This is a genomic window from Nocardia sp. NPDC057668, from assembly GCF_042799795.1.
GTDB lineage: Bacteria > Actinomycetota > Actinomycetes > Mycobacteriales > Mycobacteriaceae > Nocardia.
The window spans coordinates 269,151-294,899 of sequence record NZ_JBHVIC010000004.1; the positions used below are offsets into that span (position 1 = coordinate 269,151).

Annotated in this window: 25 protein-coding genes; 12 read left to right on the top strand and 13 right to left on the bottom strand. The window is 67.9% G+C overall.

The genetic code is table 11. The features are described 5' to 3' along the window. The first annotated feature begins 14 nt into the window (after positions 1-14). Both ACFVBH_RS25330 and ACFVBH_RS25335 read left to right on the top strand, forming a co-directional pair. Entirely contained in the window at positions 15-1,295 is a 1,281-nt protein-coding gene (locus tag ACFVBH_RS25330) for an MFS transporter (RefSeq protein WP_379005096.1), read from the top strand. A 24-nt stretch (positions 1,296-1,319) separates the two neighbouring features. Further along, positions 1,320-3,218, top strand: coding sequence for an alkyl/aryl-sulfatase (locus ACFVBH_RS25335; RefSeq protein ID WP_379005098.1), 1,899 nt, complete (start codon positions 1,320-1,322; stop codon positions 3,216-3,218). A gap of 105 nt (positions 3,219-3,323) precedes the next feature. Here the strand turns inward: ACFVBH_RS25335 and ACFVBH_RS25340 are convergent, their stop codons facing one another. From ACFVBH_RS25340 to ACFVBH_RS25355, 4 genes are all read right to left on the bottom strand, one after another. Then, positions 3,324-4,229 carry a hypothetical protein gene (locus ACFVBH_RS25340; protein ID WP_379005100.1) on the bottom strand — a complete coding sequence of 302 codons (906 nt, stop codon included), beginning with the start codon at positions 4,227-4,229 and terminating at the stop codon, positions 3,324-3,326. Between the two features lie 421 nt (positions 4,230-4,650). Then, positions 4,651-4,899, bottom strand: coding sequence for a Clp protease N-terminal domain-containing protein (locus tag ACFVBH_RS25345; RefSeq protein ID WP_379005102.1), 249 nt, complete (start codon positions 4,897-4,899; stop codon positions 4,651-4,653). Beyond that, positions 4,892-5,221, bottom strand: coding sequence for a hypothetical protein (locus ACFVBH_RS25350; RefSeq protein ID WP_354984346.1), 330 nt, complete (start codon positions 5,219-5,221; stop codon positions 4,892-4,894). The genes ACFVBH_RS25345 and ACFVBH_RS25350 overlap by 8 nt, the downstream gene beginning before the upstream one ends. Continuing rightward, positions 5,218-5,472, bottom strand: coding sequence for a MarR family transcriptional regulator (locus tag ACFVBH_RS25355; RefSeq protein ID WP_354984345.1), 255 nt, complete (start codon positions 5,470-5,472; stop codon positions 5,218-5,220). Before ACFVBH_RS25355 ends, ACFVBH_RS25350 begins: the two co-directional genes overlap by 4 nt. A 256-nt stretch (positions 5,473-5,728) precedes the next feature. Between ACFVBH_RS25355 and ACFVBH_RS25360 the strand changes: the two genes are divergently transcribed. Next, positions 5,729-6,985 (top strand): hypothetical protein, encoded by a 1,257-nt coding sequence (locus tag ACFVBH_RS25360; protein WP_379005104.1) that lies wholly within the window; start codon positions 5,729-5,731, stop codon positions 6,983-6,985. Here ACFVBH_RS25360 and ACFVBH_RS25365 read toward each other — a convergent pair. Together ACFVBH_RS25365 and ACFVBH_RS25370 are read right to left on the bottom strand one after the other, a co-directional pair. Further along, on the bottom strand, positions 6,982-7,632 hold the full coding sequence (locus ACFVBH_RS25365) for an HAD family hydrolase (RefSeq protein WP_379005106.1): 651 nt from the start codon (positions 7,630-7,632) through the stop codon (positions 6,982-6,984). The genes ACFVBH_RS25360 and ACFVBH_RS25365 overlap by 4 nt on opposite strands. 119 nt (positions 7,633-7,751) lie before the next feature. Next, positions 7,752-9,332 carry an alpha-(1->6)-mannopyranosyltransferase A gene (locus ACFVBH_RS25370; RefSeq protein ID WP_379005108.1) on the bottom strand — a complete coding sequence of 527 codons (1,581 nt, stop codon included), beginning with the start codon at positions 9,330-9,332 and terminating at the stop codon, positions 7,752-7,754. A 237-nt stretch (positions 9,333-9,569) separates the two neighbouring features. Here ACFVBH_RS25370 and ACFVBH_RS25375 point away from each other — a divergent pair, with 237 nt between their 5' ends. Both ACFVBH_RS25375 and ACFVBH_RS25380 read left to right on the top strand, forming a co-directional pair. After that, complete coding sequence (locus ACFVBH_RS25375; protein ID WP_379005110.1) at positions 9,570-9,794, top strand: hypothetical protein; 225 nt, start codon at positions 9,570-9,572, stop codon at positions 9,792-9,794. Next, positions 9,781-10,095, top strand: a complete 315-nt coding sequence (locus ACFVBH_RS25380) for a toxin (RefSeq protein ID WP_379005112.1) — start codon at positions 9,781-9,783, stop codon at positions 10,093-10,095. Before ACFVBH_RS25375 ends, ACFVBH_RS25380 begins: the two co-directional genes overlap by 14 nt. 48 nt (positions 10,096-10,143) lie before the next feature. Here the strand turns inward: ACFVBH_RS25380 and ACFVBH_RS25385 are convergent, their stop codons facing one another. The 5 genes from ACFVBH_RS25385 to ACFVBH_RS25405 all read right to left on the bottom strand — a co-directional run bounded on the left by ACFVBH_RS25385 (position 10,144) and on the right by ACFVBH_RS25405 (position 16,580). Next, positions 10,144-11,847, bottom strand: a complete 1,704-nt coding sequence (locus tag ACFVBH_RS25385; protein WP_379005114.1) for a class I adenylate-forming enzyme family protein — start codon at positions 11,845-11,847, stop codon at positions 10,144-10,146. Between the two features lie 19 nt (positions 11,848-11,866). After that, complete coding sequence (locus tag ACFVBH_RS25390) at positions 11,867-13,132, bottom strand: MaoC family dehydratase N-terminal domain-containing protein (RefSeq protein ID WP_379005116.1); 1,266 nt, start codon at positions 13,130-13,132, stop codon at positions 11,867-11,869. Between the two features lie 13 nt (positions 13,133-13,145). After that, positions 13,146-14,129 (bottom strand): MDR family oxidoreductase, encoded by a 984-nt coding sequence (locus tag ACFVBH_RS25395; RefSeq protein WP_379005118.1) that lies wholly within the window; start codon positions 14,127-14,129, stop codon positions 13,146-13,148. Positions 14,130-14,297: 168 nt separating this feature from the next. After that, a complete protein-coding gene (locus ACFVBH_RS25400; RefSeq protein ID WP_379005120.1) occupies positions 14,298-15,080 on the bottom strand; it encodes an SDR family NAD(P)-dependent oxidoreductase in 783 nt (260 codons plus the stop codon). A gap of 3 nt (positions 15,081-15,083) precedes the next feature. Then, a complete protein-coding gene (locus ACFVBH_RS25405; protein WP_379005122.1) occupies positions 15,084-16,580 on the bottom strand; it encodes a class I adenylate-forming enzyme family protein in 1,497 nt (498 codons plus the stop codon). A 107-nt stretch (positions 16,581-16,687) separates the two neighbouring features. Between ACFVBH_RS25405 and ACFVBH_RS25410 the strand changes: the two genes are divergently transcribed. The 5 genes from ACFVBH_RS25410 (at position 16,688) to ACFVBH_RS25430 (ending at position 21,676) form a co-directional block, all read left to right on the top strand. After that, a complete protein-coding gene (locus ACFVBH_RS25410) occupies positions 16,688-17,857 on the top strand; it encodes a CaiB/BaiF CoA transferase family protein (RefSeq protein WP_379005124.1) in 1,170 nt (389 codons plus the stop codon). Further along, positions 17,857-18,744: an HpcH/HpaI aldolase/citrate lyase family protein gene (locus ACFVBH_RS25415; protein WP_379005126.1), complete on the top strand. Its 888-nt coding sequence runs from the start codon at positions 17,857-17,859 to the stop codon at positions 18,742-18,744. Before ACFVBH_RS25410 ends, ACFVBH_RS25415 begins: the two co-directional genes overlap by 1 nt. After that, entirely contained in the window at positions 18,741-20,009 is a 1,269-nt protein-coding gene (locus tag ACFVBH_RS25420; RefSeq protein WP_379005128.1) for an acetyl-CoA hydrolase/transferase family protein, read from the top strand. Before ACFVBH_RS25415 ends, ACFVBH_RS25420 begins: the two co-directional genes overlap by 4 nt. Then, positions 20,009-20,788, top strand: a complete 780-nt coding sequence (locus ACFVBH_RS25425) for an enoyl-CoA hydratase/isomerase family protein (protein WP_379005130.1) — start codon at positions 20,009-20,011, stop codon at positions 20,786-20,788. The genes ACFVBH_RS25420 and ACFVBH_RS25425 overlap by 1 nt, the downstream gene beginning before the upstream one ends. A gap of 291 nt (positions 20,789-21,079) precedes the next feature. Beyond that, positions 21,080-21,676, top strand: coding sequence for a hypothetical protein (locus ACFVBH_RS25430; protein ID WP_379005132.1), 597 nt, complete (start codon positions 21,080-21,082; stop codon positions 21,674-21,676). A 3-nt stretch (positions 21,677-21,679) separates the two neighbouring features. Here the strand turns inward: ACFVBH_RS25430 and ACFVBH_RS25435 are convergent, their stop codons facing one another. Next, on the bottom strand, positions 21,680-22,912 hold the full coding sequence (locus ACFVBH_RS25435; RefSeq protein WP_354984331.1) for an acyl-CoA dehydrogenase family protein: 1,233 nt from the start codon (positions 22,910-22,912) through the stop codon (positions 21,680-21,682). 35 nt (positions 22,913-22,947) lie between these two features. Continuing rightward, positions 22,948-24,102 carry an acyl-CoA dehydrogenase family protein gene (locus tag ACFVBH_RS25440; RefSeq protein ID WP_379005134.1) on the bottom strand — a complete coding sequence of 385 codons (1,155 nt, stop codon included), beginning with the start codon at positions 24,100-24,102 and terminating at the stop codon, positions 22,948-22,950. 143 nt (positions 24,103-24,245) lie between these two features. Between ACFVBH_RS25440 and ACFVBH_RS25445 the strand changes: the two genes are divergently transcribed. Both ACFVBH_RS25445 and ACFVBH_RS25450 read left to right on the top strand, forming a co-directional pair. Continuing rightward, the gene (locus ACFVBH_RS25445; RefSeq protein ID WP_354984329.1) at positions 24,246-25,544 is read left to right on the top strand and encodes a cytochrome P450; all 1,299 of its coding nucleotides are present in this window, start codon (positions 24,246-24,248) and stop codon (positions 25,542-25,544) included. Then, on the top strand, positions 25,541-25,729 hold the full coding sequence (locus ACFVBH_RS25450; RefSeq protein WP_354984328.1) for a ferredoxin: 189 nt from the start codon (positions 25,541-25,543) through the stop codon (positions 25,727-25,729). The genes ACFVBH_RS25445 and ACFVBH_RS25450 overlap by 4 nt, the downstream gene beginning before the upstream one ends. The last annotated feature ends 20 nt before the right edge of the window (positions 25,730-25,749 follow it).

A 25,749-nucleotide genomic window follows, 5' to 3' on the forward strand; every position in this document is an offset into this window, starting at 1 on the left:
GGGAGGTGGCGCGGGTGGTCGGCGGACGAGATCTGGGGCGGCGGTTCGGATGGTTGTGGGGGTCCTACGCGGTCAGCGCCTACGGGTCCGGGCTCGGCTTCGGTGCGTTGCCGCTGATCGCGGTGCTGGTGCTGGACGCGAGCGTGTTGCAGGTGTCGGTGCTGTCCGCCGTGGGGCCGGCGGTGGGCGCGCTGATCGCGTTGCCGCTGGGCCCGTGGGTGGAGTTCCGGCGCAAGCGACCGGTGATGATCGCGATGGACTTCACGCGGTTCGCAGCGATGCTGACGATCCCGGTCGCGTACGCCACCGGCAGGTTGAGTTTCGCGCAACTGCTGATCGTGGCGGCGGTGGTCGCAGCCGCCAAGATCGTGTTCGGCGCGGCGAGTGGGGCCTACCTGAAAAGCCTTGTCCGGCGGGAAGATCTGCTGGTCGCCAATGCGCGGTTCGAGTCGACGACGTGGAGTTCGATTGCGATCGGACCACCCCTGGGCGGTGCGGCGATCGGACTCTTCGGACCGGTGATCACCGTGGTGGCCGACGCCCTGAGCTACCTGCTCTCCGCGCTCGGGGTAATGGCGATCGGCGGCGGCGAGCAAGCGCCGGAGCGGAGCGGCAAGCCCGGACTGCGCGCAGCCGATGTGCTCGAGGGCTGGCGGCACCTGCTCACCCATCGCGGTCTGCGCGCGCTCTACCTGAACCAACTCTTGGTCAGCGGCTCGATCATGGCGACCGAACCCGTGCTGGCCGTGTTGATGCTCCGCGATCTCGGCTTCGCGCCCTGGCAGTACGCACTGGCCTTCGCCGCCCCCTGCGTCGGCGGACTGATCGGCTCACGCCTCGCCCCCCGCGTCGTAGCGCGCTACGGCCAACAGCGAGTCCTGCAGCTGTTCGGTGCATTTCGCGCGGTATGGCTGATCGGTCTGGCCCTGGTCCACCCCGGCGTCTCCGGTCTCGCGATCGTGATCCTCATCGAACTGGCGATCATCGTCGGCATGAGCCTGTACAACCCCGTGCTGGCGACCTACCGGCTCGAGAACACCCCCGATGACCTGGTGACCCGCACACTGTCGGCCTGGTCGATCGGCAGCGGCGTCACCATCGCCGCGCTCGGCGCTCTGAGCGGGTTGCTCGCGAGCCTGACCGGTCCGCGCACGGTCCTGGTGGTCGCCGGTCTCCTGGTCCTGCTGAGCCCGTTGCTGCTACCTCAAGGCCGCGACGCCTCCGGCCCGGTTTCACCCCGTTCGGGTGACTCCCCGACGGCCCGTCCGACGCTAGGTTCGGCCCGTCGGACATGAAAGCTTCCCGTGAACGGAGTCAGCATGTGCTACCAGCCCAAGGCCGCCACCGCACAGACCGCACAGGTCAACCGGGACGCGGCCGCGCTGTACGACCTCGCGAACACGCAGGACTTCACCGATTCGCGGCGCGGGCTGATTGCCGAGTTGCCCGGAAACGTCGTCCGGGAGGACGGCGGGGTGGTTTTCGATCCCCAGGACTTCGCGTGGATCAGGGACGAGGACGCCGCACCGGACACGGTGAACCCGAGCCTGTGGCGGCAGAGCCAGATCATTCGCCACGGCGGGCTGTACAAGATCGCGGACGGGCTCTACCAGGTCCGCAACAACGACATCGCCAACCTGACGATGATCGAGGGCGAGGACGGTCTCATCGTCATCGACTGCATGGCCGGTGTGGAATCCGCACGCCAGGGCATGGATCTGATTCGCGAGCACGTCAGCGACAAGCCGGTCGCCGCGGTGATCTACACCCACACCCATATCGACCACTACGGCGGCGTGAAGGGCGTGGTCGATCCCGAGGACGTCGCCTCGGGGAAGGTGCCGATCATCGCGCCCGGTCGCCAGTTCGACAAGTTCGCCCTCGGGGAGAACGTCATCGCCGGAAACGCCATGGCCCGGCGCAGCTTCTACGCCTTCGGCGGACTGCTCGATCTGAATGCCCAGGGCCACATCACCTGCGGCCTGGGCATCGTGAGCACGGCCGGCCCGACGATCTCCTACATCTCACCCACGGATCTGATCACCGAGACCGGCGTCCGCCGCGAGATCGCAGGTATCGAGTTCGAGTTCCTCTATGCCCCCGACACCGAGGCTCCGGAGGAAATGCACATCTGGATCCCGCAGCTCAAGGCCCTGACCTGCGCGGAGAATGCCAACCACTCGCTGCACAACATCCAGACGTTGCGCGGTGCGCGGACACGCGACGCACGCAACTTCGCCCGCTACCTGGACGAAACCCTCGAGCGCTGGGGCGATGAGGCCGAGGTGCATTACGGACCGCACACCTGGCCCGTGTGGGGCAACGAGCAGGTGACGGGCTTCATCGCCGCCCAGCGCGATGCCTACAAATACATTCACGACCAGGCGCTGCGTCTGGCGAACAAGGGCTACACCCCGCTCGAGGCCGCCGAGGTGATCGAGCTGCCCGAGGAGTTGCGCCGGACCTGGGCCAACCGCGGCTACCACGGCACCCTGCATCACGATGTGCGCGCGGTGTTCCACAAGGAACTGGGCATGTGGGACGGCGACCCGGTGTCGCTGCACCCGCACCCGCCGGTCGACTCCGCGCGGCGTTTCGTCGAATTCGCCGGCGCCGACGCGATTCTCGCCGAAGGCAAACGCGCGTTCGAGGCCGGCGATTACCGGTGGGCCACCGAGATCCTGCACAAACTGGTCTTCGCCGACCCCGACAACACCGCCGCCCGCGAACTACAGGCCGACGCCTACGAACAGATGGGCTACCAGGCCGAAGGCCCCCAGTGGCGAGGTATCTTCCTCAGCGCCGCAAAGGAATTACGCCTCGGCGTTCAACCCCCGCCCTACGTGACCGCGAGCCAGGACACGATCCTTGCGATGCCGGTGGACCTGCTGCTCGACTTCCTCGCGGTCCAGATAATCGGCGATCAGGCGGTAGCATCCGACATCACGATCAACCTGAACTTCACCGACATCGCCGAGGAATGGACGCTGTGGATCCGGCGCGGGGTCCTCAACGCACGCCGCGGAAAAGCCGCCGATGCGCGTCTGACGGTGACCGGCCCGAAACAGGCGTTGACCGGGGTGCTGCTGAAACCGGCCGTGGCGGACAAACTTTCGTCGGAGAAGGTCATCCAACTCGACGGCGACTCGTCCGTGCTGAAGGAAATGGCCGCGGTCCTGGACACCTTCGAGCCGACGTTCCCGATGGTGACTCCCTGATCCGGCTTCCCGGTGCGCCGCAGCCTTGTGATCCGGGTGGGTGGGTAAAGCAGATTCACACTGCGGCGTCGCTCGGTTGCGGTACGGCAGAGTGGTCGATGATGTTCAGGCAACAGCCCTGCCCAGCCAGTGCCGTGCGCGAGGATCGATCCGCTGCCCGATGATGGCCGAGACCTGTTCGAGCAATGCTGGTTGGATCTCGATCCCCACTGCTCGCGGTCCGGGATCGCCCATGAGCGAGAGGACACGGGGGACCAGGTCGCCGGGGATCTGCTGTACGCGTCGGTCAACCACCTCACCGGCGAGCGTTCCGCCATCGGTGTACGTACTGATCAACTCCCACACCAACGGCGCATCGGTGGGCTGGAGAAAGATGTCGCACAGGCGGCATCCGATCGCACCGGGGAAGATCGTGTGCCGGTCGCACAGGTCGACGAGGTACGGCCGCGGCGCGACAGTCCAGTCCCCGAAACCGGAGTCGGTCGCCGCACCGGGGTCGAACGTGGTGAGCATCCGCGTGAACGCACCGAGGATGTGGTCGATCGCCGGGGTGTAGTGCAGCTTCTGCCACCCCGTGCGATGGTTCGCTCGGTCGAGCATTTCGATGAAGAAGTCCTGCTCACTTCGGTGTTCGTGTGTCCACGGCACCTCCGCGAGGTCGAAACCGCCCGTCCCGCGGCCATATCGGACCAGGTCGCAGAAGTGCAGCACCAGGTTCCGCTGCCACGCCGTGCTCGCGATCGACGATCCGGCCAGCGCGATCACGTCGCAGAACACGTCGGTGCCGCCGTTCGTCATGTAGACGTCCAGACCCACGGAATCTGCGCTGAAATGGTTGCCCACGGCACTGACCTTACCGGCGTCGATCCGCCTGACACCTCGCGGCGTTGTTTGCGAAATAAATTGTCGTGCAGTCGGTCTGGGTGCACTCCAGCACGTCACGTCACCGAATCTGTCTCGTGGTCGCCACGGCGGCGATGAGACAAACGGTATGAATGTGCCTGTGAGCATGCGACTTCCAACCACACGGGAAGAACTCGAATTCGTCCAGCGGTGGGTGGTGGCCGATCTTCGCAGGCCCGGCCGGTACATGAGGCTCAAAGGCATCGTTCCGCTGTTGGACCGGACCGAGCAAGCTCGGTTCGAAGCCGGCCTTGCCCGAGACGCCCGTCAGATCACCGACGACGAGCTGTGCACGTCAACGTGTGACCGCTAGAAGCAGCACCTCCACCCAGATGATGGTCTTGGTGATCTGGGTTCAGTTCTCGGGCGTGGATTCCAGCCCGCAGGATTTGTCGGCGGCCGCTGTGCCGTCACCGACCATGAGCACGCCAGCGAAAGCCAGCATGATCACGGCGAGGATCGAAATGGGTTGGGGTGTCCGGGATGTGGAGCGAACGCGCATGACGCGATCGCTTGTGAGTGGAGCGGGTCAGAGTCGGGCGGCCGGCGGGGCGGGGGTGCACCGTTTGGCCAGCTCGGCCAGGCGGGCGAAGAGGATGTCCGGTTCCATCCCGAGCGCGTGCAGCCGATCGACAGGGATCCTGGCCGGGTGCCGCAGCAGGGCGAAGAGCACATGCTCGGTTCCGGTTTGGGCGTCACCTGCGGCGTCCGCGATGGAATCGGCGGACGCCAAGAGCGCCACAAGATCCGGTGCCCCGGCGATGTCGGTCTCAGGCATGAGTGGCTACCTCATTCGATGATCGGTGTCGGGGATAGGTGCGATGTGGGTCGACGGTGATGATGTCGGCGACGGCCAAGATGAGGTCCGGGATTCGGCTGTCGAAGTGATCGAGGCTGGGCACGATTACCGCGTCCGCATCTCGGTCGCACACAGCGGCAATCACGCACTGAATGTGGGTGTCGGTGTACGGGCCGAGCGCGATGGTCTTGGCGAGCGTGTAGCCCAATCGTCTGGCCAGGCTGCGGATCTGGATCTCGTCCCAGTCCTGACGTGCACCGGATTCGTCGGTGCGCAGGTAGCCGATAGCGGCGGGGGTCATGACGCGATCGAAGGGAAATCGAGGACGGCGCGGCCGGTCGGGGTGTCGACGTACAGCTTCCCGCGCGCGGTGAGAGCCCAAGCGTCTCCGTGCAATCCGGGATTGCTGGTGGCGAGCCCCCGGCCGCGGAGAGCCTGGGCGCCCTTGCGGACGCGGTCGGCGGACAGGTCGGTGTGGCGGGCGATTTGATCGACGGTGAGGTGACCGCCCGGTGCGAGTGCGGACAGGACGCGTGCCTCGATCGTGGTCATGGCTCTGACCCTTCGGCTGTTGTGTGGTGTGGTTGTGCCCTGGTACCGGAGCGCCGCCGACCGGATCGAAGTGTGGCTACGAACTGTGGTCGGCGACGCCGTTCCCGCTGCGGCGGATTTGGCTGCGGTACTTGGGGAGCTGTCCCAACGATCTCACTACTCGATGTCCCCCTGAAGGGGTTTCAAGAGGACATCGATAGGACATTTTCTGTCCGCATGGGGACATCTAACGTTGGGATCGAGCTACGATGAGGACATGCAGTCGAAGCTACGCGCCGCGCGATTAGCACTCGGTTATCAGTCGCAGAAGGCACTGGCAGCCGCGCTGAATCGGAAGGCCCAGGACATGGGTCTCCGTATCTCGGTCGATCCACGCTCTGTTCGGCGGTGGGAGTCTCCCGAGTCCCCATGGCCTCAGCCCGACCATGCGGCCGCCCTGGAGGCGCTGCTCGGACGTCCGTTGTCCGAGCTGGGATTTAGCCCGGCCCGAGGATCTGCCGCCGCAGACCCTGCCTACTCGACCTCCAGCGGACCCCGCGAGACATGGGCTGCTCGTCACGCAGGCACCTCGGCGAGTGCATTGCCGCAGTCGATCGCGACCGACTTCATGTCCTCCACAGCGGCGCACCGCCGCATGTACTGGTCAGTTCCGGCAGCACGGCTGCAACGCCTTGTTTCGGAGCACGCGGCGCTCGGCTGGGATCTGCTGCACCAAGTCCCAGGCGCGGCCAAACCCCTTATGGCACGGGCGGTAGCGGAATCGAGCCTCCTCGCTGGTCGGCTGGAGTTCTTCGATCTCCAGCAGCCGGACCTTTCGCAGCCGAGTTTCGAGCTCGCTCATCGCGCCGCGTTCGAGGCCGATGATTCGTTGCTCGGCAGTGCGATTCAGGCACACATGGCCTTCGCGCCCGCCTTCTCCGGTGACCCGGACCAGGCCGAACTTGCGCGCGACAAGCTGAGAAGCGCTCGCACGTTCGCGCGACGGGGTGACGCGAGTTTCGAGATGCTGGCATGGCTCGATGCCGTCGAGGCGGAAGTCGAGACCCGGGCCGGTGATACGCAGCGGGCACTTGCCCTCCTGCAGCACGCCGAGGATACCTACGCACAGTACGACCCGGAAACGAACGCCAGTCCGCCATGGCTCGACTGGTTCTCACCTGCCAGGCTCGCAGGCTTCCGAGGCAACACGCAGCTGATCGCGGGACAGAGTGCGGCCGCACGGGAGACGCTCGAACGCGCCCTTGCCGGGCTGCCCGGCGATGCGTTGAAACAGCGTGCGATCTACCACGCCGACCTCGCCGCGGTCGCGGTGCTCGATCGAGATCCCACCACCGCATGCATCGACCTGGAGAAGGCGCTGGAGCTTCTGGGTCAGCATTGGTACGCGACCGCCATGGACCGCGTGAAGTCGGTGCGCCAGTCCCTGCGGGAATGGGATGTCCTGCCGCAGGTTCGAGCACTTGATGATCAGCTGTACAGCTGGCACACCACGATCAAATCGCTGGCGCGCTAACCGTTCTCTGCCGCAGTGATTTTCGGCAGTTCGTTGAGGTCGTGGATCTTCCAATCGGACAGGTCCGCGACCTCGGGCGCGTCACGCTGGATCCAACCCCACGGACCGCGTTGAATGAACGCCGTTCGCATGCCTGCCTTCTTTGCGGGCGCGAGGTCATTGTCCAGGCGGTCGCCGACGTAGACGATCTCGTGCGGCTCACCGGGGGAGACCTCGGCTACCTTTTCGAAGAAGGCCACCTTCGGCTTCTCGATTCCCCAATCATCCGACGTGGCAATGAAATCGGTCGGCAGGTCGAGCGAGCGCAGGATCTTCCCGGAGCGCAACGTCTGGTTTCCCACGATGCCTACCCATACGCCCTGCTCCCGCAGTGCTGAGAGCGCCGGCCGAACGTCCGGGTACAGGTCGTCCTCGCCGTACGTCTCGGGCTTGCCGGCCGCGGCCCGCGCTTCCCGCTCTTCAGCGAGATCGAATCCGGGCTTGAAGACCTGGAATGCCTCGCGGTAGTCCTTGCCCTGGGCGATGGTGGCACCGAAGATGCTGATGAAGGTGTGCCGCGGTACGCCGAGCCAATCGGCCCAGGTCCCGTACTCCCGGGTCTCGTCCACAAGGGTCTCGCCCACATCGAACACCACGCTGCGAATCACTGGCACACGGTACCTCGAGCGAGGTCGCCGACTTGCGCTCGTCGAAGCTGCGGAATCGGGCACAGATCCCCACGTTCGAGCAGGGCGATGGTTGTCCGGGGCGTTCGCCGCCGGGCCTTTCACCTCGCTTCGGAGGCCACCGCTCGGGCGCGGCCCGTGGGTGGTGGCGAACCCAGGCGTAGGGGATCGACCGTGCGGAGCGACAGGGCCGCGACGACGGCCACGCATGTCGCCGCAGCCACGTGCGCGAGGTTGTACAGGCCGTGGTTTCCATCCGGGTTGAAGATCAGCATCAGCCAGGTGCACAGGCCCACCAGCACCGTCAGGGTCGTGGTGCGCAGGGTGAAGGCGGCGGCCAGGGCCAGGGGCCAGGAGTAGTACCAGGGGAGTGCGGCGGGGGACAGGACGATGACGGCGACGAACGCTATCGCTATGCCCTGCACGGCCTCTCGTTCGCTGTGGCGGAACCGCCACCACGTCCAGACGAGCAATGCGGCTAGTCCGAGCATGCACAGTGCCCGGAGCGGGTCGAGCCAGCCATCGAGGCGCAACGGGGTCGTCCAGGTGATGACATCGCGAATCAGCGTCGGGAGCGACAGCCATTGGATGATCTTCTTCGACCCGGACAGCGCGGTCAGCCAGCCGACACCCACGCCCGCGAGCAGGGACGCCGCAGCGAAGACCGCCGCGAAAACCAGCAGGCCCAGCCCCGCAATTTTCGCGAACACGGTCGCCGGGTGCGGTGCAGGCGGGGTTTCGACCGCCGCGCGATCATCCGACCCGTCCGACTGTTCGGCGGCGCGCCTCTCCTTCTCGTGCAGCATCCAGATCCACACCAGGAAGGGCAGCGCGATGCCGGCCGTCGCCTTGATGGCCACGCCTATGGCGACCACGACGATCCCCGCGACGTGATGCCGTTCCAGCACCAGCGCGATGCCCGCGCACATCAGGCCGACCATCAGCATCTCGTTGTGCACGCCGCCGAGCAGGTGGATCAGAACCAGCGGATTGAGCACCGCGAGCCAGAGCGCGACCGTCGGTCGGCCGCCGAGATGTTTGGTCAGGTACGGCACCGCCCACATCATCAGCGCGAGTCCGGGCAGCATGACCAGGCGCAACCCGATGGTGCCCGCGACCACGCTGTCGCCCGTGACCGCGGTGACGCCGCGCGCGAGGAGCAGGAAGATCGGTCCGTAGGGCGCGGTGGTGGTTGTCCAGACCGGGCTCACATTGTCGAGCAGGACACCGGGATTGGCGACCGGCCCGACGGCGTACGGGTCGAAGCCGTCACGCAGCAGGGCGCCCTGGGCAAGGTAGGAGTAGGCGTCGCGACTGAACAGGGGCGCGGCGAACAGCAGGGGGAAGACCCAGATTCCGACGATGGCCCGCAGCTCGTTCAGGGTCACGCCGACGCCGATCGTGGTGCGGCCCAGCCGGACCCACGAGGCGATCATCAGCAGCACGCCGACCCACACGACCATCGAGGACAGCACGTAGCCGTGCCCGAACCGCAGCCAGGACAGGTGCAGCTCCTCCAGCAGCGGGTCGTGCACGCGGGTCGCCCCCGCCCCGAGCCCGCCGAGCGCGATCATGATCGCGCCGAGGAACCCCGCCAGCGCCTGATGGCCTTCCGGGCTCCGGGCGAAGTCCGCCGCAACGCCGATCCCAGCACGAATCCCGGAACCTGCTCGGTCTGCCATTTCCCGGTCCCCCTGTCGCCGGGGCATGACGCTACCGCTTCGGTCGCGGAACGGTAAGCGGCAGTGTGTATTCAGACCGGGCGAAGCCACTTCGCGTGCACGATCGCGATCAGAACCGACGCGGCGGCATCGAGGACCACGCTCGCCGGGTGAGTTCGGACTCGGCAGAACGCGCTCGCGAGGTCGCACCCCTCCGGTTGGTATGACCGATGGAATTACCAGCGGTATGCTCATGGAATGAGCAAGCCGCTATCGGTGAAGGTGCCCGACGAGCTGGACGAACGGATGCGCGCGGCCGCCGGGGACAACGTGTCGGAATGGGTGATCGCGGCGATCGAGGACAGGCTCGAACGCGATATGTGGGCCAAGTCCAAGCAGGCCGACGCGCTGCTGGGCATCGACACGGCGTGGCTGGCGGACGAGCAGGACGCGATGATCCGGGCACAGCGTGCAGCAAGGTGAGATTCGGCCCCGCCGGGACGCGGGCCAGCCGATCTCATACGTGGTCGTACTGTCCGGGCCGCGCTACATCGCAGCCGGTAAAGGCCGGGTGGTGGTGTGCAAGGTGGTGCCGGGCGTTGTGCCCGACGACTTCGCCACCATGCATCGAGTTCGGTATCGCGACGAGAACGGTGTCGACACCATCGGGGTGGCCGTGCCCGACCTCATCGCCTGGATCCCCGAGTCCGGACTCGGGGATCCGGTCGGCGCGGTAACCGATTCGGATGCGCTCATGCGTACGGTGGGAGCACTCTTTCGCTGACCGGGTGAGTACCCGTCCGAAAGTAGCGGTGGCGGTCGGTGCGCCGAACTACGAGCGCAGGCGCTCGGCCGCCAATTCGCGCAGGTCCGCAGTCTTGATCTTGGCGCTGCCGGTCAGCTCGAAGTCGGTGTCGGCGAAGAACAGGACCTCGCGGGGGACCTTGTAGCTGGCGAGACGTTCGCGCAGGAACGCGCGCAGGTCCTCGGGAGCCGGGGACGTGTCCGGCTGGGGGATGACACAGGCCACGACCAGCTCGCCGAGGGTCTCGTGCGGGACGCCTACCGTCCGGGCCACTTTCACCAGCGGGTGTGCGGTCAGGGCCTCGTCTATCTCCAGGGGGGAGACGTTCGCGCCGCCGGTTTTGATGATGTCGGTCAGGCGGCCTTCCCAGTGGAGACGGCCGGCGTCGTCCAGATAGCCGCCGTCGCCGGTGCGGAAGAAGCCCTCGGCGTCGAGGGTCTCGTCCAGCGGCGTTCCCAGGTAGCCGAGCATCAGGGTCGGACCCTTGATGCCGATCTCGCCGCTCTCGCCCCGGGACAGGACCGCCCCGGTGAGCGGATCGACGATCTTGACGGTTACGCCGGGGAGGGGTTCGCCGCTGCTGCCCGCGATCACGTCGTCGGGCGTGTTGGCCGGGAAACATGTTGTGATCGTGAAGGTTTCGGTGCTGCCATACGCGGCCCCGGGCTCGGTGTACGTGGTCGAGACCGTGGGATGGGTGGCGGCGGGCAGGGAGCGGTCCACGTAGCGCAGGGTGCTCAGATCCGTAGCGGCCCAGTTCGGGGCGGCTTCCAATTGCGCCCACTGGTGCGGCCACGCCACGGGGAAGGTGACGCGCTCGGACTGCATCAGGGCGAGCGCCTCGGGGGCGTCGAAAGTGGGTTGCAGGACCAGGGATCCGCCCGCGGCCAGGGTCGCGCCCAGGGCCATGCCGAAGTTGCCGGACCAGAAGAAGCCGTTGGCGGTCCAGCAGCGGACCGTGTCGTCGGGGCCGAAGCCGTACATGCGGCGGAAGCGCCACATCTGGACCGCGACACCGCGATGCGCGCTGCGGATGCCCTTGGGTTTGCTGGTCGTGCCGGAGGAGAAGAACACCACGGCGGTGTCGCTCGGGGTAACCGCGGCCGCGGTCGCCTCGACGAGCTCGGCCGGTTCGGACCAGCCGCGCGCCAGGAACCCAGCCCAGCCTTCGATGGCTCCGCCGCGTACCGGCTCCCCGATCATCGAAAGATGCCGCAGGAAAGGATATTCGGCCGACCGCAGCTCGCCGGGGGTCGAGAAGCCGATGGCGGGTTCGAGTTCGGTCAGCACGGCCGCGAAATCCCTTTTCGCCACGGTCCGTTCGAACAACAGCACCGACACCCCAGACACGCGGAGCAGGTGATCCAGTTCCGACGGCGTGGAGAACGTGCTCAGCGTGACCGCCACCCCGCCCGCCATGCCGATCCCGAACACCGCCGCGAGCCATTCGGGCCGGTTGGTCATGAGCACCCCGACCCGGCTGTCCCTACCGACCCCGCAGGCGCGCAGCGCCCGCGCGACCATCGTGGCGCGCTCCCGCAACTCGGTGTACGTCCAGCGGGTCACCCCGTCCGGTGCGTGGAAAACCAAAGCCTCACGGTCGCCGTACTTCTCGGCGACCTCGGCGAGGAAGCCGGGCAGGGTCAGCGCGCCCAGGCCGGGTTCCTCGGCGAGGGGCGGCCCCGTCGCGATCGCGGGCCGGGTGGTCACATCGGGGGTCTGGGTGCTCATGGCGGTCCGTTTCGCTCGGTCAGTACGGCAGTTCGACCTCGGCGGTGCAGTCCACGAGCACCCCGGAGTCCTGATTGGTGAGCCGGACCCGCACCTGCACCAGGGGCACACCCCAGACCGAAGCCGGTTCCTTGCCGATGATCTCGGCGTCGAAGTAGGTCACATCGCCCTCGAAGGCGGGCAGGCGGAAGTCGGCCTTGGTGTGGCGCACCATGCCGTCGTGGCCCGCCCAGTAGGACAGGTAGTCGGTGCACCAGGCGCCCATGGTCGCGCCGTAACCGTAGGCCCGGGCCATGCCGACCTCGTCGGCCTTGTCACCGTCGATGTGCCCGCGCGAGGGCCCGACGTACAGGCCGTCGCGTTTGCGCGGATCGATCCGCGCGCCCTCTTCGTCGAAGCCGAACCCCTCGGTCCAGCCCGGATCCTGGTTGATCCACGGATCGGCCAATCCCGGGGGAGCGGTCCAGTGGAACGTGCCCCAGATGTTGAACAGGAAGGCGCGGTACTCGGTGGTGAAGGACGCGATGCTGTGCGGGCCGATCACCCGGCGCGGCAACTTGTCCCCGACTTGCACCTCGTCGAAATGCGGTGAGACACCAGCGCGATTGGACATCAGCCAGTCGTGGCGCAGCCGTTCGACCTCGAGCAGTTCGGCGGTGGTCCACTTCTTCAGCTCGCCGTACTGGTTGTTGTAGAACCCGCGCTTGCGGGCCTCCTCGGCCAGATACCGCACCGCGGTGGACCGTTCGCGCGCCACCAGCACCCCGTGCTGATTGGTGTGCACGGTGTCCCCGCGCGAGAGCATCGTCGGCCCGGCGAACTTGGACTCCACGATCTTGTAGTCGTGAAAACGCCGCTCCTGCAACAGTTTGTCCCCGGGACGGACCGGGCAGCTGTAGAACCACCACTCCTCGCCGCCGAAGATCAGATGGCTGCCGGGGATGCGGCCCACGCAGGCGGGCTGCGCGCCGTGCCCGTAATCGAGTGCGACGGCGATGGATTGGGGCGCGACGATCCCGCCGAAGCGGGTTTCGCGGGCGTACTCCTCGTCCCAGTGCAGCGGGTTGGCGTAGTCCATCGCCATCACCCAGCGCCGGATGTCGGAGGAGCTGCACGGATCCCACAGTTGCCCGCCGCCGACCGGCTTGCCGACCCGATGATCGACATCGGACAGGTCCAGGGTCACCGGCTGCGCCGCGGATGTCGAACCGTTGGTGGCCTTGCGCGCCGACCCGTTCTTCTTGGCGGCCGCCGACTTCTTCGTCGCGGTTGCTTTGTCACTCATCGACGATTCCCGTTCAGTTGTTCACGTCGACGACCAGGCGACCGCGCACGGTCCCGTCGATCAAGGTGCCGGCGGCGTCGATCGCGGCGCCGAGGGTGATGTCCCGTGCGATCGCGTCGATGGCGTCGGCGTCCAGATCGCGGGCCAGACGCGCCCAGGCGTCGAGGCGGCGCGGCTTGGGCGCCATGACGCTGTCCACGCCCAGCAGCGCGACCCCGCGCAGGATGAGCGGCGCGACCGAGCCGGGCAGATCCATGCCCTGGGCCAGACCGCACGCCGCCACCGCGCCGCCGTAGCGGGTCTGGGCGGCGGCGTTGACCAGCGCGTGGCTGCCGAGGGTGTCGATCGCGCCCGCCCAGCGCTCCTTCTGCAGCGGTTTGCCCGCCGCGGTGAGTTCGGCGCGGTCGATGATCGTGCTCGCGCCCAGGCCCTTCAGATACGCGGCCTCGCCGGGCTTTCCGGTGGCGGCCGCGACCCCGAAGCCGGCCTTGCTCAGCAGCGCGATGGCCACGCTGCCGACGCCGCCGGTCGCACCCGTCACCAGCACCTCGCCCTGGTCGGGGGTGATGCCGTGGGCGAGCAGCGCGTCCACGCACAGGCTCGCGGTGTATCCGGCGGTGCCGATGGCCATGGCCTGGCGGGCGCTGAACTCGGCCGGGCGGGGCACCAGCCAATCGCCGTTGAGCCGGGCGCGCTGGGACAGGCCGCCCCAGTGGGATTCCCCGACGCCCCAGCCGTTCAGGACGACGGCGTCGCCGATGGACCAGTCCGCGTGGTCGCTGGCGGTGACCACGCCCGCCAGGTCGATGCCCGGGACCATCGGGAACTTGCGCACCACCGGGGACTTACCCGTAATGGCAAGGGCGTCTTTGTAGTTGAGCGTGGAGTACTCCACGGTGACGGTGACGTCGCCGGCGGGCAGCGCGGTGTCGTCCAGTTCGGTCAGCGCGACCTGAGGGCCCGCGTCGCCCTTCTCGATGAGGATTGCCGAGAACATTCGGAGCGAATTCCTTCCCCGGCTCGAAGCGCGAGCCGACGCGTGCACAATTGGAGAATAGCATTCTCCAATATTGGAACGGATGTTTCCATGCACCTGTGACGGTGTCAACAGATTGCTTCCGATGACACCGGTGATGTGTTCGAAAGTGTTGCAGGACAAAAAGAGTCAGTGTGCGGTCCAGCCGCCGTCCACCACGATCGTCTGCCCGGTCACGTAGCGCGCGGCGTCACCGGCCAGCCAGGTGATCGCACCGACGAGATCCTGGGCGGTGCCCTCGGCGGGCAGCGGGATATTTCGGCGCAGATACGCCGACCCGCGCTCGCTGTCGTAGAGGCTGTCGGTGATCTCGCTGCGGAAGAAGCCCGGCGCCACGGTGTTCACCCGGATCGAGTGCCGTGCCCACTGCACCGCGAGTTCGGCGGTCAACCCCGAGAGTCCGGCCTTGCTCGCGGCGTAGGACGCCTGCGGGATGCCGGGCACCCCGACCCGGCCGCTGATCGAGGACACGTGCACGATCGACCCTCGTCCCACGCCGCGCATATGCGGGAAGACCGCCTGCGAGAGCCGCAGGGGTGCTACCAGATTCAGCTCCAGGGTCCGGTGGATGTCGGCGGGTGACTCGTCTTCCGCGCGCTCGGTGGTGAAGCGATTGCCCGCGGCGTTGATCAGGATCTCCGGCGGTCCGAGTTCGTCCAGGACGGCCGGGACGACCGCGTCCAGGTCGGCGGATTCGGCGAGATCCGCGGCGATGGCGACCCCGCCCAGTTCGGCCGCGAGGTCGGCCAGCCGGTCCTTGCGCCGCGCCACCAGCGCGACGCGTGCGCCCAATCCCGCCAGCGTGCGGGCTGTTTCGGCTCCCAGCCCGGAGGAGGCGCCGGTCACGATGGCGACCCGGCCGGCCAAATCGAACAGGCGCAGCGCGGGCGGAACGGGAATCGGATCGGTCATGGTTCAGCCCTCCGCTACGACCGGAGCCCCGGTCACCAACTCGGTGAGCCGGGTGCGCTCGACCTTGCCCATGGCGTTCACCGGCAGCGCGGGCACCCGCCGCCAGATCTCGGGGACCTTGTAGCCCGCCAGCTCACGGCGGCACAGGGCGGCCAGTTCATCCATATCCAGCGTCGCCGAATCGCTTTCGATGACCGCGGCGACCTTGTGCCCGAGTCGCGGGTCGGGCACCGCGCACACCGCGGCCTTGGTGACTTCCGGGTGCGCGGCGATGACCCGCTCGACTTCGAGGGGATAGACGTTCGCGCCGCCGCGGATGATGACCATCTTCTTGCGGTCGAGCACCCGCAGCCAGCCCGCCCGATCGACCGTCCCGATGTCGCCGGTGGCGAACGAGCCCGGGGCGGGCGGACGCACCCGGCCGTCCTCCCAGTACCCCAGCAGGGGCCGCCAGTCCCGCGCCCACACCCCGGATTCGGCCCCGCTCAAGCGCAATTCGCCCAGCTCGCCGGGCGGCAGCCGGTGACCCGCGTCGTCGTAGGCGGCGACCTCGTACTGCGGCAGCACCCGCCCGCTCGTACCCGGTCGCCATTCGGTGCCGGGCGGATCGATGGCCACCACCGTGGGGGCCTCCGACAGTCCGTAGGTGGCCCGGGGCACGATGCCGTGGGTCGCGGCGAAATCGGCACGGACCTGGTCGGGGGTGTCGCTGCCCCCGCTCCACACCTCGTGCAGCGAACTCAGATCCGCGTCCGGGCGGCGTGCGAGGTCGTACAGCTGGGCGGGCGCGCCGTTCCACACCGTCACCCGGTGCTCCCGAATCCACTCCGCCACGCCGTCCACGTCCCGGCGGTTCATGATGATCGCGCAGCCGTTGGCCTGGGCCGTCAGCAACGTCGACAACACCATCATGTTGAGGATGGTCAGCGGAAAGCTGTCGCCCTTGCGCAGTTCCGGACCCCAGCCACGATTGGCGACCAGGACCGCGCCGGGCAGCAGCAGATTGCGCTGGCTGTGCACCACCGCCTTGGGCCGGCCGGAGGTTCCACTGGTGAAACCTATTCCGGCCGGTGCGTCGATGTCCTGCGCGATCTCGGGCGCGGCGTCCGCGCCGGCGAGCAACTCCGCCCACCGTTCGGGGTCGATGCGCTCGGCGGTGTCCAGCAGGCATCGCGGGCCCGCCAGCACGACCGAAGGTTCGCACTGGTCGTAGAGCCCGCGCTGCTCGGTCGCGGTCAGCGCTTCCCCGATCCCGGTCCAGATCGCGCCGATGCGTTGCGCGCCATGGAAAGCCGCGACGATGTCGAGGTCGTTGGGCAGGCACGCGGCGACGCGGTCGCCGGGGCGCACCCCCAGCGACCAGAGCGCGCCCGCGGCCCGATGGGCCTGCTCGTCGAGCTCGGTGTAGGTCCATGCTCCGGAGGCGGCCACGACGGCGCGGGCTTCGGGGCGGGAGGCCAGGGCCGAATCCAGCACTGCGGCAATGGTGAAACTGTCCACGACCTCTTTGATAGCACTATCCTTGCAAAGATTCATCAGATAGGCTCGCGAACGCTGATGGGGCGGGGTGATTCGTGAACCGGGGACCGGTCGAAAGAGGCATGCCGATGCGAAACAGGGGTCCGTTGACCGGCGTGCGAATCGTGGATCTGACCGCCATGGTCATGGGTCCGTACTGCACCCAGATCCTGGCCGACATGGGTGCGGACGTCATCAAGGTCGAGCCGCCCGGCGGGGACGACACCCGCCGCATCTCGGTCGGGCCCGAGCCCGGTCTGGGCGGGGTGTTCGTGAATGTCAACCGGGGCAAACGCAGTGCGGTGCTGGACCTGCGGACCGAGGCCGGGTGCGCCACCTTGCGCGGGCTCATCGCCGGGGCCGACGTGTTCATCCACTCCATGCGCGCCGGGGCGATAGCCCGGCTGGGCTTCGACTACGCGGCGGTCGCCGCGATCAATCCCACGATCGTCTACACCAACTGCTACGGCTACGGCCGGCGCGGGCCCGATGCCGATCGCACCGCCTACGACGACACCATCCAGGCCGAATGCGGACTGCCCTTCGTGCAGGAAAAGCTCACCGGCGCACCGGGATACGTCGGCAGCATCATCGCCGACAAAGTCGCCGGACTGACCGCCGTCTACGCCACGATGATGGCGCTGTTCCATCGCGAGCGCACCGGTGAGGGCCAGGAGGTCGAGGTGCCGATGTTCGAGACCATGGCCGCGTTCATGCTCGTCGAACACGCCAACGGCGCCATGTTCGATCCACCGCTGTCCGGTGCGGGTTATCCACGTGCGGTGACCCCCGAGCGAAAGCCCTATCGCACCAGGGACGGGCACCTCTCGGCGCTGGTCTACAACGACAAGCAGTGGAACGCCTTCGTGAGCGCGGTCCGCCCGGCGTGGGCGGGACCGGAGTACGCGACGCTGGCTCAGCGCGCGGCCCGGATCGACACGGTCTACGGCCTGCTCAGCGAGACCTTCCTGGAGCGGACCACCGCCGAATGGCTGGAACTGCTACGCGCCCTGGACATTCCGGCAGCGCCCGTGCGCACGCTGGACGAGTTGTTCGACAACCCGCAGCTGACCGAGTCCGGTTTCTTCGAAACCGTTGATACGCCCTACGGGAAAGTGCGTTTCCCCGGACCGCCGACGTGGTTCTCGCGCACGCCCGGGGGCGTTGCCGGTCCGGCGCCCCGGCTGGGAGCCGACACCGACGACATCGTGCAGGAGTTCGGCCCCGCCGGCGAACTCATCGACCATCTGGAGAAGTAATGACGCACAGCGGCCGCCACGCGCGATCGTGGCTGTTCGCCCCCGGCGACAGCGAACGCAAGATGACCAAAGCCGCGGCGGGCCCGGCCGATATCGTGCTCGTCGACCTCGAGGACGCGGTCGCCGAGAGCGCGAAACCCGGTGCGCGCCTGCGCACGGCGGAGTTCATCGCCGGACACGCCGAGCCCGAGCGCGCTCGCCTGTGGGTGCGGGTCAATCCCCTGGACGGCCCGCACACCCTCACCGACCTCGCCGCGGTCATGCCCGCGCGACCCGGCGGCATCATGGTCCCCAAGACGCGCGGCGGCGGCGATGTCGTGATCATCGACCACTACCTGTCCGCGCTCGAAGCGGCCAACGGCATCGCGCCGGGCAGCACCGAGATCATCGTGCTGTGCACCGAGACCGCCGAGGGCATGTTCACCACCGGCACCTACGGCGGCCTCCCCCGTTTGACGGCAATGACCTGGGGCGCCGAGGATCTCGCGGACGCGGTCGGCGCCGCGTCCAACGTGCGGCCCGGGGGCGGCTACGACTTCACCTACGAGCTGGCCCGCAGTCTGTGCCTGCTCGGCGCGGCCGCGGCCGGGGTGAGCGCGGTCGACACCATCCACGGCGACTTCCGCGACCGGGACGGCCTGCGCGACCGGGTCGCCAAGGTGCGCCGCGACGGTTATCGCGGGATGCTGGCCATCCACCCGGACCAGGTCGAGATCATCAACGCCGGATTCACGCCCACCGCGGCGGAATTGGCGCAGGCGCAGGAGATCGTGGACCTGTTCGACGCCAACCCGGGCGTCGGCGCGATCGGTCACAACGGCGCGATGCTGGACCGGCCGTACCTGGCCCGTGCGCAGGCACTGCTGGCGGCGGGCGGGCGGGTATGACCGTGATCTGCCCGGCCGGGGAACTGGACCTGAGCCGGTTCCTGCGCCGTGGTGATCGGATAGTGGCCGGTCAGGCATGCGGTGAACCGAGCACCCTGCTGGAAGCGCTGCTGGAACAGGGCGAGAAGATCGGGGAGCTCTCGCTGTTCATCGCCACGAGCTTCTCCGGGCTGCTGACGGGGGAGTCCGACGCGTTCGCCCTGTCGAGCATGGGAGCGATCGGCGCGCTGCGCACGGCGGCGCGAGCACACCGGCTGCGGGTCATCCCGTGTCACGTCAGTCGCATCGGGCCGATGCTCGAGGACCGGACCCTGGGCTGCGACGTGGCTTTCGTCCAGGTGAGCCCGGCCGACGGCGAGGGCAGACACAGTCTCGGGCTGATCTCCGATCACGTGCGAGCCGCGGTGCACGCGGCGCGCACGGTGGTGGCCGAGGTCAACGACCGGGTGCCCTACACCTTCGGCGAGTCGCTGCACGTCTCCGAAATCGACTGCCTGGTACCGGTTTCGCGGCCCCCGATACAGGTCCCGGCGACGCTCCCGAGCCCGGTGGACACCGCGATCGCCGCCCACGCCGCGCCCTATATCGGCGACGGTGCGGTGGTACAGGTCGGCATCGGCGCGGTCCCGGACGCCCTGTTGCGGTTGCTCGGCGACCGAACCGACCTGGGCGTGCATTCGGGCATGATCGGCGACGGGCTGGTGGATCTGGTCGAGGCCGGGGTCGTGACCAACGCGCGCAAGGAGATCGATGCCGGCGTCTCGATCACCGGGGCGCTGATCGGCACCGAAAGGCTGTACCGATTCGCGGACCGGAACCCGGCGGTGCGGATGCGAGCGGCCGCCTATACGCACGACGCGGCGGTGCTGGGTCGCTTGACGAACCTGGTGACGCTCAACTCCGCGCTCGAGGTCGATCTCTCCGGCCAGGTGAACGCCGAGCAGAGCGGCTCGTCGTATCTGGGCGGCACCGGCGGCCAGGTCGACTTCGTGCGCGCGGGCGCGCGGTCGCCGGGCGGGCGCGCGCTCATCGCGTTGCCCGCCACCGCGAAAGGCGGGACCCTGAGCCGGATCACCGCCGCGCTGTCCGGTCCGGTGACCACCGCGCGCACCGACGTGGACGTGATAGTCACCGAATTCGGCGCGGCCGAATTACGCGGGCGCACCCTCGCCGAACGGGCGCGGCGACTGATCGAGATCGCGCACCCCGATTTCCGTGAGACGCTCTCGCGCACCGCGCACGAAATCGAGCGGAGAGGTTACTGATGGGCGAATCCGTGAGTGATGCGGTGCTTTTCGAAGCCAAAGACAATGGCGTCGCCATTATCACACTCAACCGGCCCGAGACCCGCAATTGCCTGTCGAAAGAGATCCGGGCAGGCCTATTCGCGGCCTGGGATCGCTTCGAGCACGATCCCGCACTTCGGGTCGCCATACTGACGGGCGCGGGCACGAAAGCGTTCTGCGCGGGCGGGGATCTCAAGGAAATGGTGGAAACCGCAATGACGGTGCCGCCGCGCGATATGTTTCCGGTGCCCTACGACACCGTGGAATTGTCCAAACCCACCATCGCCGCGGTCAACGGAGTCGCGTACGCCGGCGGGTGGATGCTCGCACAGGCCTGCGATCTGTGCGTTGCCGCCAGCACCGCGCGGTTCGCGGTGACCGAGGTCAAGGTGGGGCGCAGTTCACCGTGGGCGACACCGTTGATCCACATGATCCCGCAGCGGATCATGATGGAGATTCTGTTGACGGGCAAGCCCATTGACGCTCGTCGAGCGTACGAGATCGGCCTGGTCAACCGAATCGCCGAGCCCGGGGAACTGCTGGAGGTCGCGCTGGAGCTGGCCGGTGAAATCTTGGCCGGATCCCCGCATTCGGTGCGGGCGGCCAGAGATACGGTAATGCTATCAACCGAGATGGGACGCTCCGCGGCGTTGCAGGCGGCCCGATTCGCTGCGGTGAGCTGCTACGAAAGCATGGACGCTCAGGAAGGCCCGAATGCTTTCGCGCAGAAGCGTATTCCACGGTGGCAGGGACGGTGAGCGGCTCCGGATTCGGGCCGTCCCGGCAGGGAATGCTTCCACTGTTGACCTGGCGGGAAAGCGCGTGTTAACTGTCTCACAGCACGTGGAACCGGGCAATCGTTCGGTTTCCGACATGTGTGGAACACGGTGCTACCAGCCCTGGCCCGAATTCCGCGAGGAGATCTTCCGTGACCGAGTTCGACGTGACGTTCGGCGCCGATCTGCTATGGCGACGCGCGACACCACGGAATTTCGACACGGTCGACCATCCATCGGGTCAGGTTCTACTCGTCAACGGGATGGACGTTCATGACTGCTCGATACCTCGACACCCTGGAAAAGCCTGAAGACCTCGCTGCTGTCGCCGCGTCGTTCGCGCATGCACGCCAGCACGAATTGAGATATCGAGTAGCCGTGGGGGCGCGAAATCCCGCCGAGGTCGTGCGCTTCGCCGGTGGCTGGCTCTTCGACCGGGTCCATGCCGGATGGGATGTCACCGTGGTTGTTTCCGAGCATGGAGACCCCCGGCCGTTGCAGATTCTCGGCGCGAACGTCCTGCACCTGGACGACTGCCTGGCGTGGGCGACCTACGACACCTGGCCGCACCTGCTGGTGCTGGATACCGCCCTGTTCGACACCGACCCGCGGGTGCTGTCCATCGTCATGGCGACCGTGGACACCGGCCGCTCCGACGTCATGCTGTGGGGCGATGTCGTGCCCGACGAGATGAGCCGGCGCATGGGACCGGTCAGCCACCGATTGAGTTCGGCGGCAAAGGCTTTCAAAGCGCGCGCCTGTACCGCGGCCGCGGTGCCCGCGGCCGAGGTGGACCAGGAGGAGAGCTTCCGGCTCGCCGCGTGGCCGGTGCTGGAGTTCCCGCGCGCCGACATGGGGCGCACGGGATAACGCTCAGCGGCCGCGCTGCACCTGATTGAAGGGCACGTCGCGGTCGGCGGCGAACTCGCGCGGCATGCCCAGCACGCGCTCGCCGATCACGTTGCGGGCCATTTCGGTACTGCCCCCGGCCAGGCTCCACGCGGCCCGGAACAGATAGTCGGTCGCCACCCGTTCGGTGTCGGCCGGATCGCCGGGCCCGTGGGTGGCCGCCGCCGCGCCCGCGATCCGGATGGCCGAATCGTTTTGCAGCCAGGCGTTCTCGGCCGTGAACAGACGGGCGAGCGCGCCGGCCGCGGGCGGCAGCGCGCCGGTGCCGATGGCGTGCGCGACATGATCGATGAGCTGATCGCGCACCACGTTCATCGCCCGCGCTTCGCCGATGTCCTCGCGCACCCGGAAGTCATCGAGTTGCCCGGTGGCCCTGGCCAATTCGAGCAGCACGGTGGCGTCGCCGCCCAGGTGCGGACGGGCGCCGCTGGTGTAGGGGGAGGTGCCGCCGAGCGCGGCGCGCTCGTGGAACAGCAACCGGGAGGCGGCGTCCCAGCCGCCGTCCACCTGACCGAGCACCGCGTCGTCCCCGAGGGCGACATCGTCGAAGAATTCCTGGCAGAACTCGGTGGATCCGGTCACCTGTTTGATGCGCTGCACGGTGACGCCCGGGGCGCCGACCGGAACCAGGAACATGGTCAGGCCACGGTGTTTGGGCACGTCCCAGTTGGTGCGGGCCAGGCACAGACCGTAGTCGGCGGCGTACGCGCCCGAACTCCAGATCTTGGAGCCGTTGAGCAGCCAGCGTTCGCCGTCGCGGTCCGCGCGCGTGGTCAGGCCGGCCAGATCCGAGCCGCCACTGGGTTCGGACAGGAACTGCGCCAGCACGGTGTCCCCGCGCAGTACCGCGGGCAGATGGGTGCGCTTCTGCTCCTCGGTGCCCAGATCCAGCAGGGCCGCCCCGCAGATGGACAGGCTCGGGACGTTGAGCAGCAGCGGCATCGCGTAGGGGAGCGATTCCTCGGTGAAGGCCCGCTGGTGTTCGGCGCTCAGGCCCAGACCACCGTATTCGGCCGGGAACCCGATGCCCGCGAAACCGGCGTCGTACAGCGTGCGCTGTAACTGCCTGGCCTGCTCCCAGGCCGCCTCGCTGTAGTCCTCCTTGGCCTCCGGCGGGGGAGCCGGGGGCAGGTTCTCGCGCAACCAGGCGCGGGCCCGATCACGGAAGGAATCAACCGATTCCAGGTCGGTGCTCATGACGGTGCTTCTTTCCAGACGATGTCCGCACGCCCTCAGGCGGCGTCGCGCTCCAGCAGATCGGTGATGTGGCGGCGGTGTTCCTCGGGCGTGCCGTACAGCGCCCGGCCCAGCACCACGCGGCGCAGGTACAGGTGCAGATCGTGTTCCCAGGTGACGCCGATGCCGCCGTGCAGTTGGACGCAGTCCTGGACGATCGCCGGGGCCTTCGCGCTCACATAGGATTTCGCGACGCTGACGGTCTCGGCGGCGGTCTCGGGCCGCGCGTCACGCGCGGCCGCCGCGGCGGTCGCGGTGGCGCGGCAGGCTTCGAGCCAGGTCTTGTTGTCCGCCATGCGGTGTTTGAGCGCCTGGTAGGACGCCAGTGGCCGGCCGAAGGTGTATCGGTCGGCCAGCCAGGTCTGCGTCGCCGCCAGGGCGCTGTCGATCGCGCCGACCGACTCGGCGGCGGTCAATATCGCCGCGGTCTGCCATTGCGCCTGCACCGCGATGCTCGCCGCCACGCCGACGTGCGTGACCGCCTCCTCGTTCACCGTGACGTCGGCGAACGAGACCTGTGCGGTGCGGCGGGTGAGGTCCAGGGTCCACGCGGAAGTGATTGTCACGCCCGGCATTTCGGCGGGGACCAGGATCTGGATCAGCCCGTCGGGGCTGTCGGCGGTGACCAGGAACAGATCGGCCTGGTCGCCGGCCTCGACCCGGTCCTTGACGCCGTTGAGGCGGTAACCGCCGTCCACGCGTTCGGCGCACACCTCCGGGCGGGGGCTGCCGACGGTGTCCGCCGACAGCGCGTCGAAGCCGTGGCCGGGCTCGTAGGTCGCCCAGGTGGCGACCGTGTCCCCGGCCAGGGTCGAGCTGATGACTTCGCCGAATCGTGCCGGCGCGGTGGCCAATCCGGCGAGCACGGCGTTGGTGGTGACGAAAGGCCCCGGCGCGCAGGTGCGTCCGAGCTCGGCGGCGATCAGGGCGAGCTCGGTGAGCGGATGTCCGGAGATCGAACCGCCGCCCAGGTCCTCCGCTACCAGCATCGCCGTCCAGCCCAGTTCGGCAGCCCGCCGCCACCAGTCCCGGTCGAATCCGGTTCCGCTCGCGCCGAGTGTGCGAACCCGGTCCACGGTCATGGTCTCGGCCAGGAATTCTCGCGCCGTGGAGTGGAAAAGCCGCTGGTCGGCGGTGAGGTCGGGAGTCATGGGCGGTCCCTTCTGTTGACGCGCGGCACCCATTGTGGAAATCTCATACTCACAGATGAGAGTCATATTCTCAATCATGGAAGTGAACCGGCCGAATTCGGCTGCCGCGCACCGTGCGAGCCGGATATCGAAGGGACCGTCGAGTGGTGGACAACCTCCAGGATCTGGACTTCTTCCTCGGACAGGAATTGATCGCCGATCCGTACCCGTACTTCGACGCACTGCGCGAGCAGTGCCCGGTACTGCGGGAAAAGCATCAAAAAGTGATGATGGTGACCGGCTACGAAGAGGCGCTCGAGGTCTACAACGATGTGGGGCGCTTCTCCTCCTGCATCGCGGTGACCGGGCCGTTCCCCGGTTTTCCGGTGCCGCTGGCCGGGGTCGAGAACGTGGACGAGTTGATCGCCGAGCATCGGGACAAGCTGCCGATGAGCGATCAGCTGCCCACCCTCGACCCGCCGGTGCACACCGATCACCGGGCGCTGCTCATGCGGCTCATCACCCCGAAACGCTTGAAGGAGAACGAGGAAGCCATGTGGTCGATCGCCGACCGCATGCTGGATTCGTATCTGGCGAACGGCCGCGGTGACTCCATCCGCGACTTCGCCGGCCCGTTCACCCTGTACGTGATCGCGGATCTGCTCGGTGTCCCGCCCGCCGATCAGGAGGAGTTCCTGCAGGCGTTGCAGCGCGGACCGCACCGTGAGGGTTCGAGCGTCGGCAGCACCGACGGCGAGAACATGTCGCACAACCCGATCGAGTTTCTCTACGAACGGTTTTCGACCTATATCGAGGACCGCCGCCGCGAACCGCGCGACGACGTACTGACCAGCATGGCCCAGGCGACCTTCCCCGACGGTTCGGTGCCCGAGGTGCTCGACGTGGTGCGGGTGGCGGCCAATCTGTTCTCGGCCGGCCAGGAAACGACCGTGCGCCTGCTGAGTTCGGCGTTCCGGACCATCGCGGAGAATCCGGAGATCCAGGCGTACCTGCGCGCGGACCGCAGCCGGATCCAGAACTTCATCGAGGAATCGCTGCGGATGGAGAGCCCGGTCAAGGGTGACTTCCGGCTGGCCAAGTCGGCCTCGGAGGTCGGCGGTGTTCCGGTCGAGCAGGGCGATGTGCTGATGGTGGTCAACGGCGCGGCCAATCGCGATCCGCGCCGCTTCGAGGATCCGACCACCTTCGATCCCGCGCGGTCGAATGCCCGCTCGCACTTGGCTTTCGGTCGCGGCGTGCACACCTGCCCCGGTGCGCCACTGGCCCGCACCGAGGCGCGCGTTGCGATCGAGCGACTGCTGGACCGCACCACCGACATTCGCCTCGACGAGAGCGTGCACGGCCCCGAGGGCGCGCGCGACTTCCGCTACCTGCCGACCTTCATCCTGCGCGGGCTCACCGCCCTGCACCTGGAATTCGACAGCAAGGAGAACGACCGATGAAGGTCACCGTCGACGCCGACCGCTGCCGCGGGTTCGGCGTGTGCGTCTCGATCTGCCCCGAGGTCTTCACCCTCACCGAGTGGGGTTACGCCGAAGTGCCGAATCCGGATGTGCCCGCTGATCTGCAGGGCGCTGTCAGCGAGGCCATCGCGGCCTGCCCCGAACACGCCATCGAAACTCTCTGACCGCCTAGGGCGGAACGCAC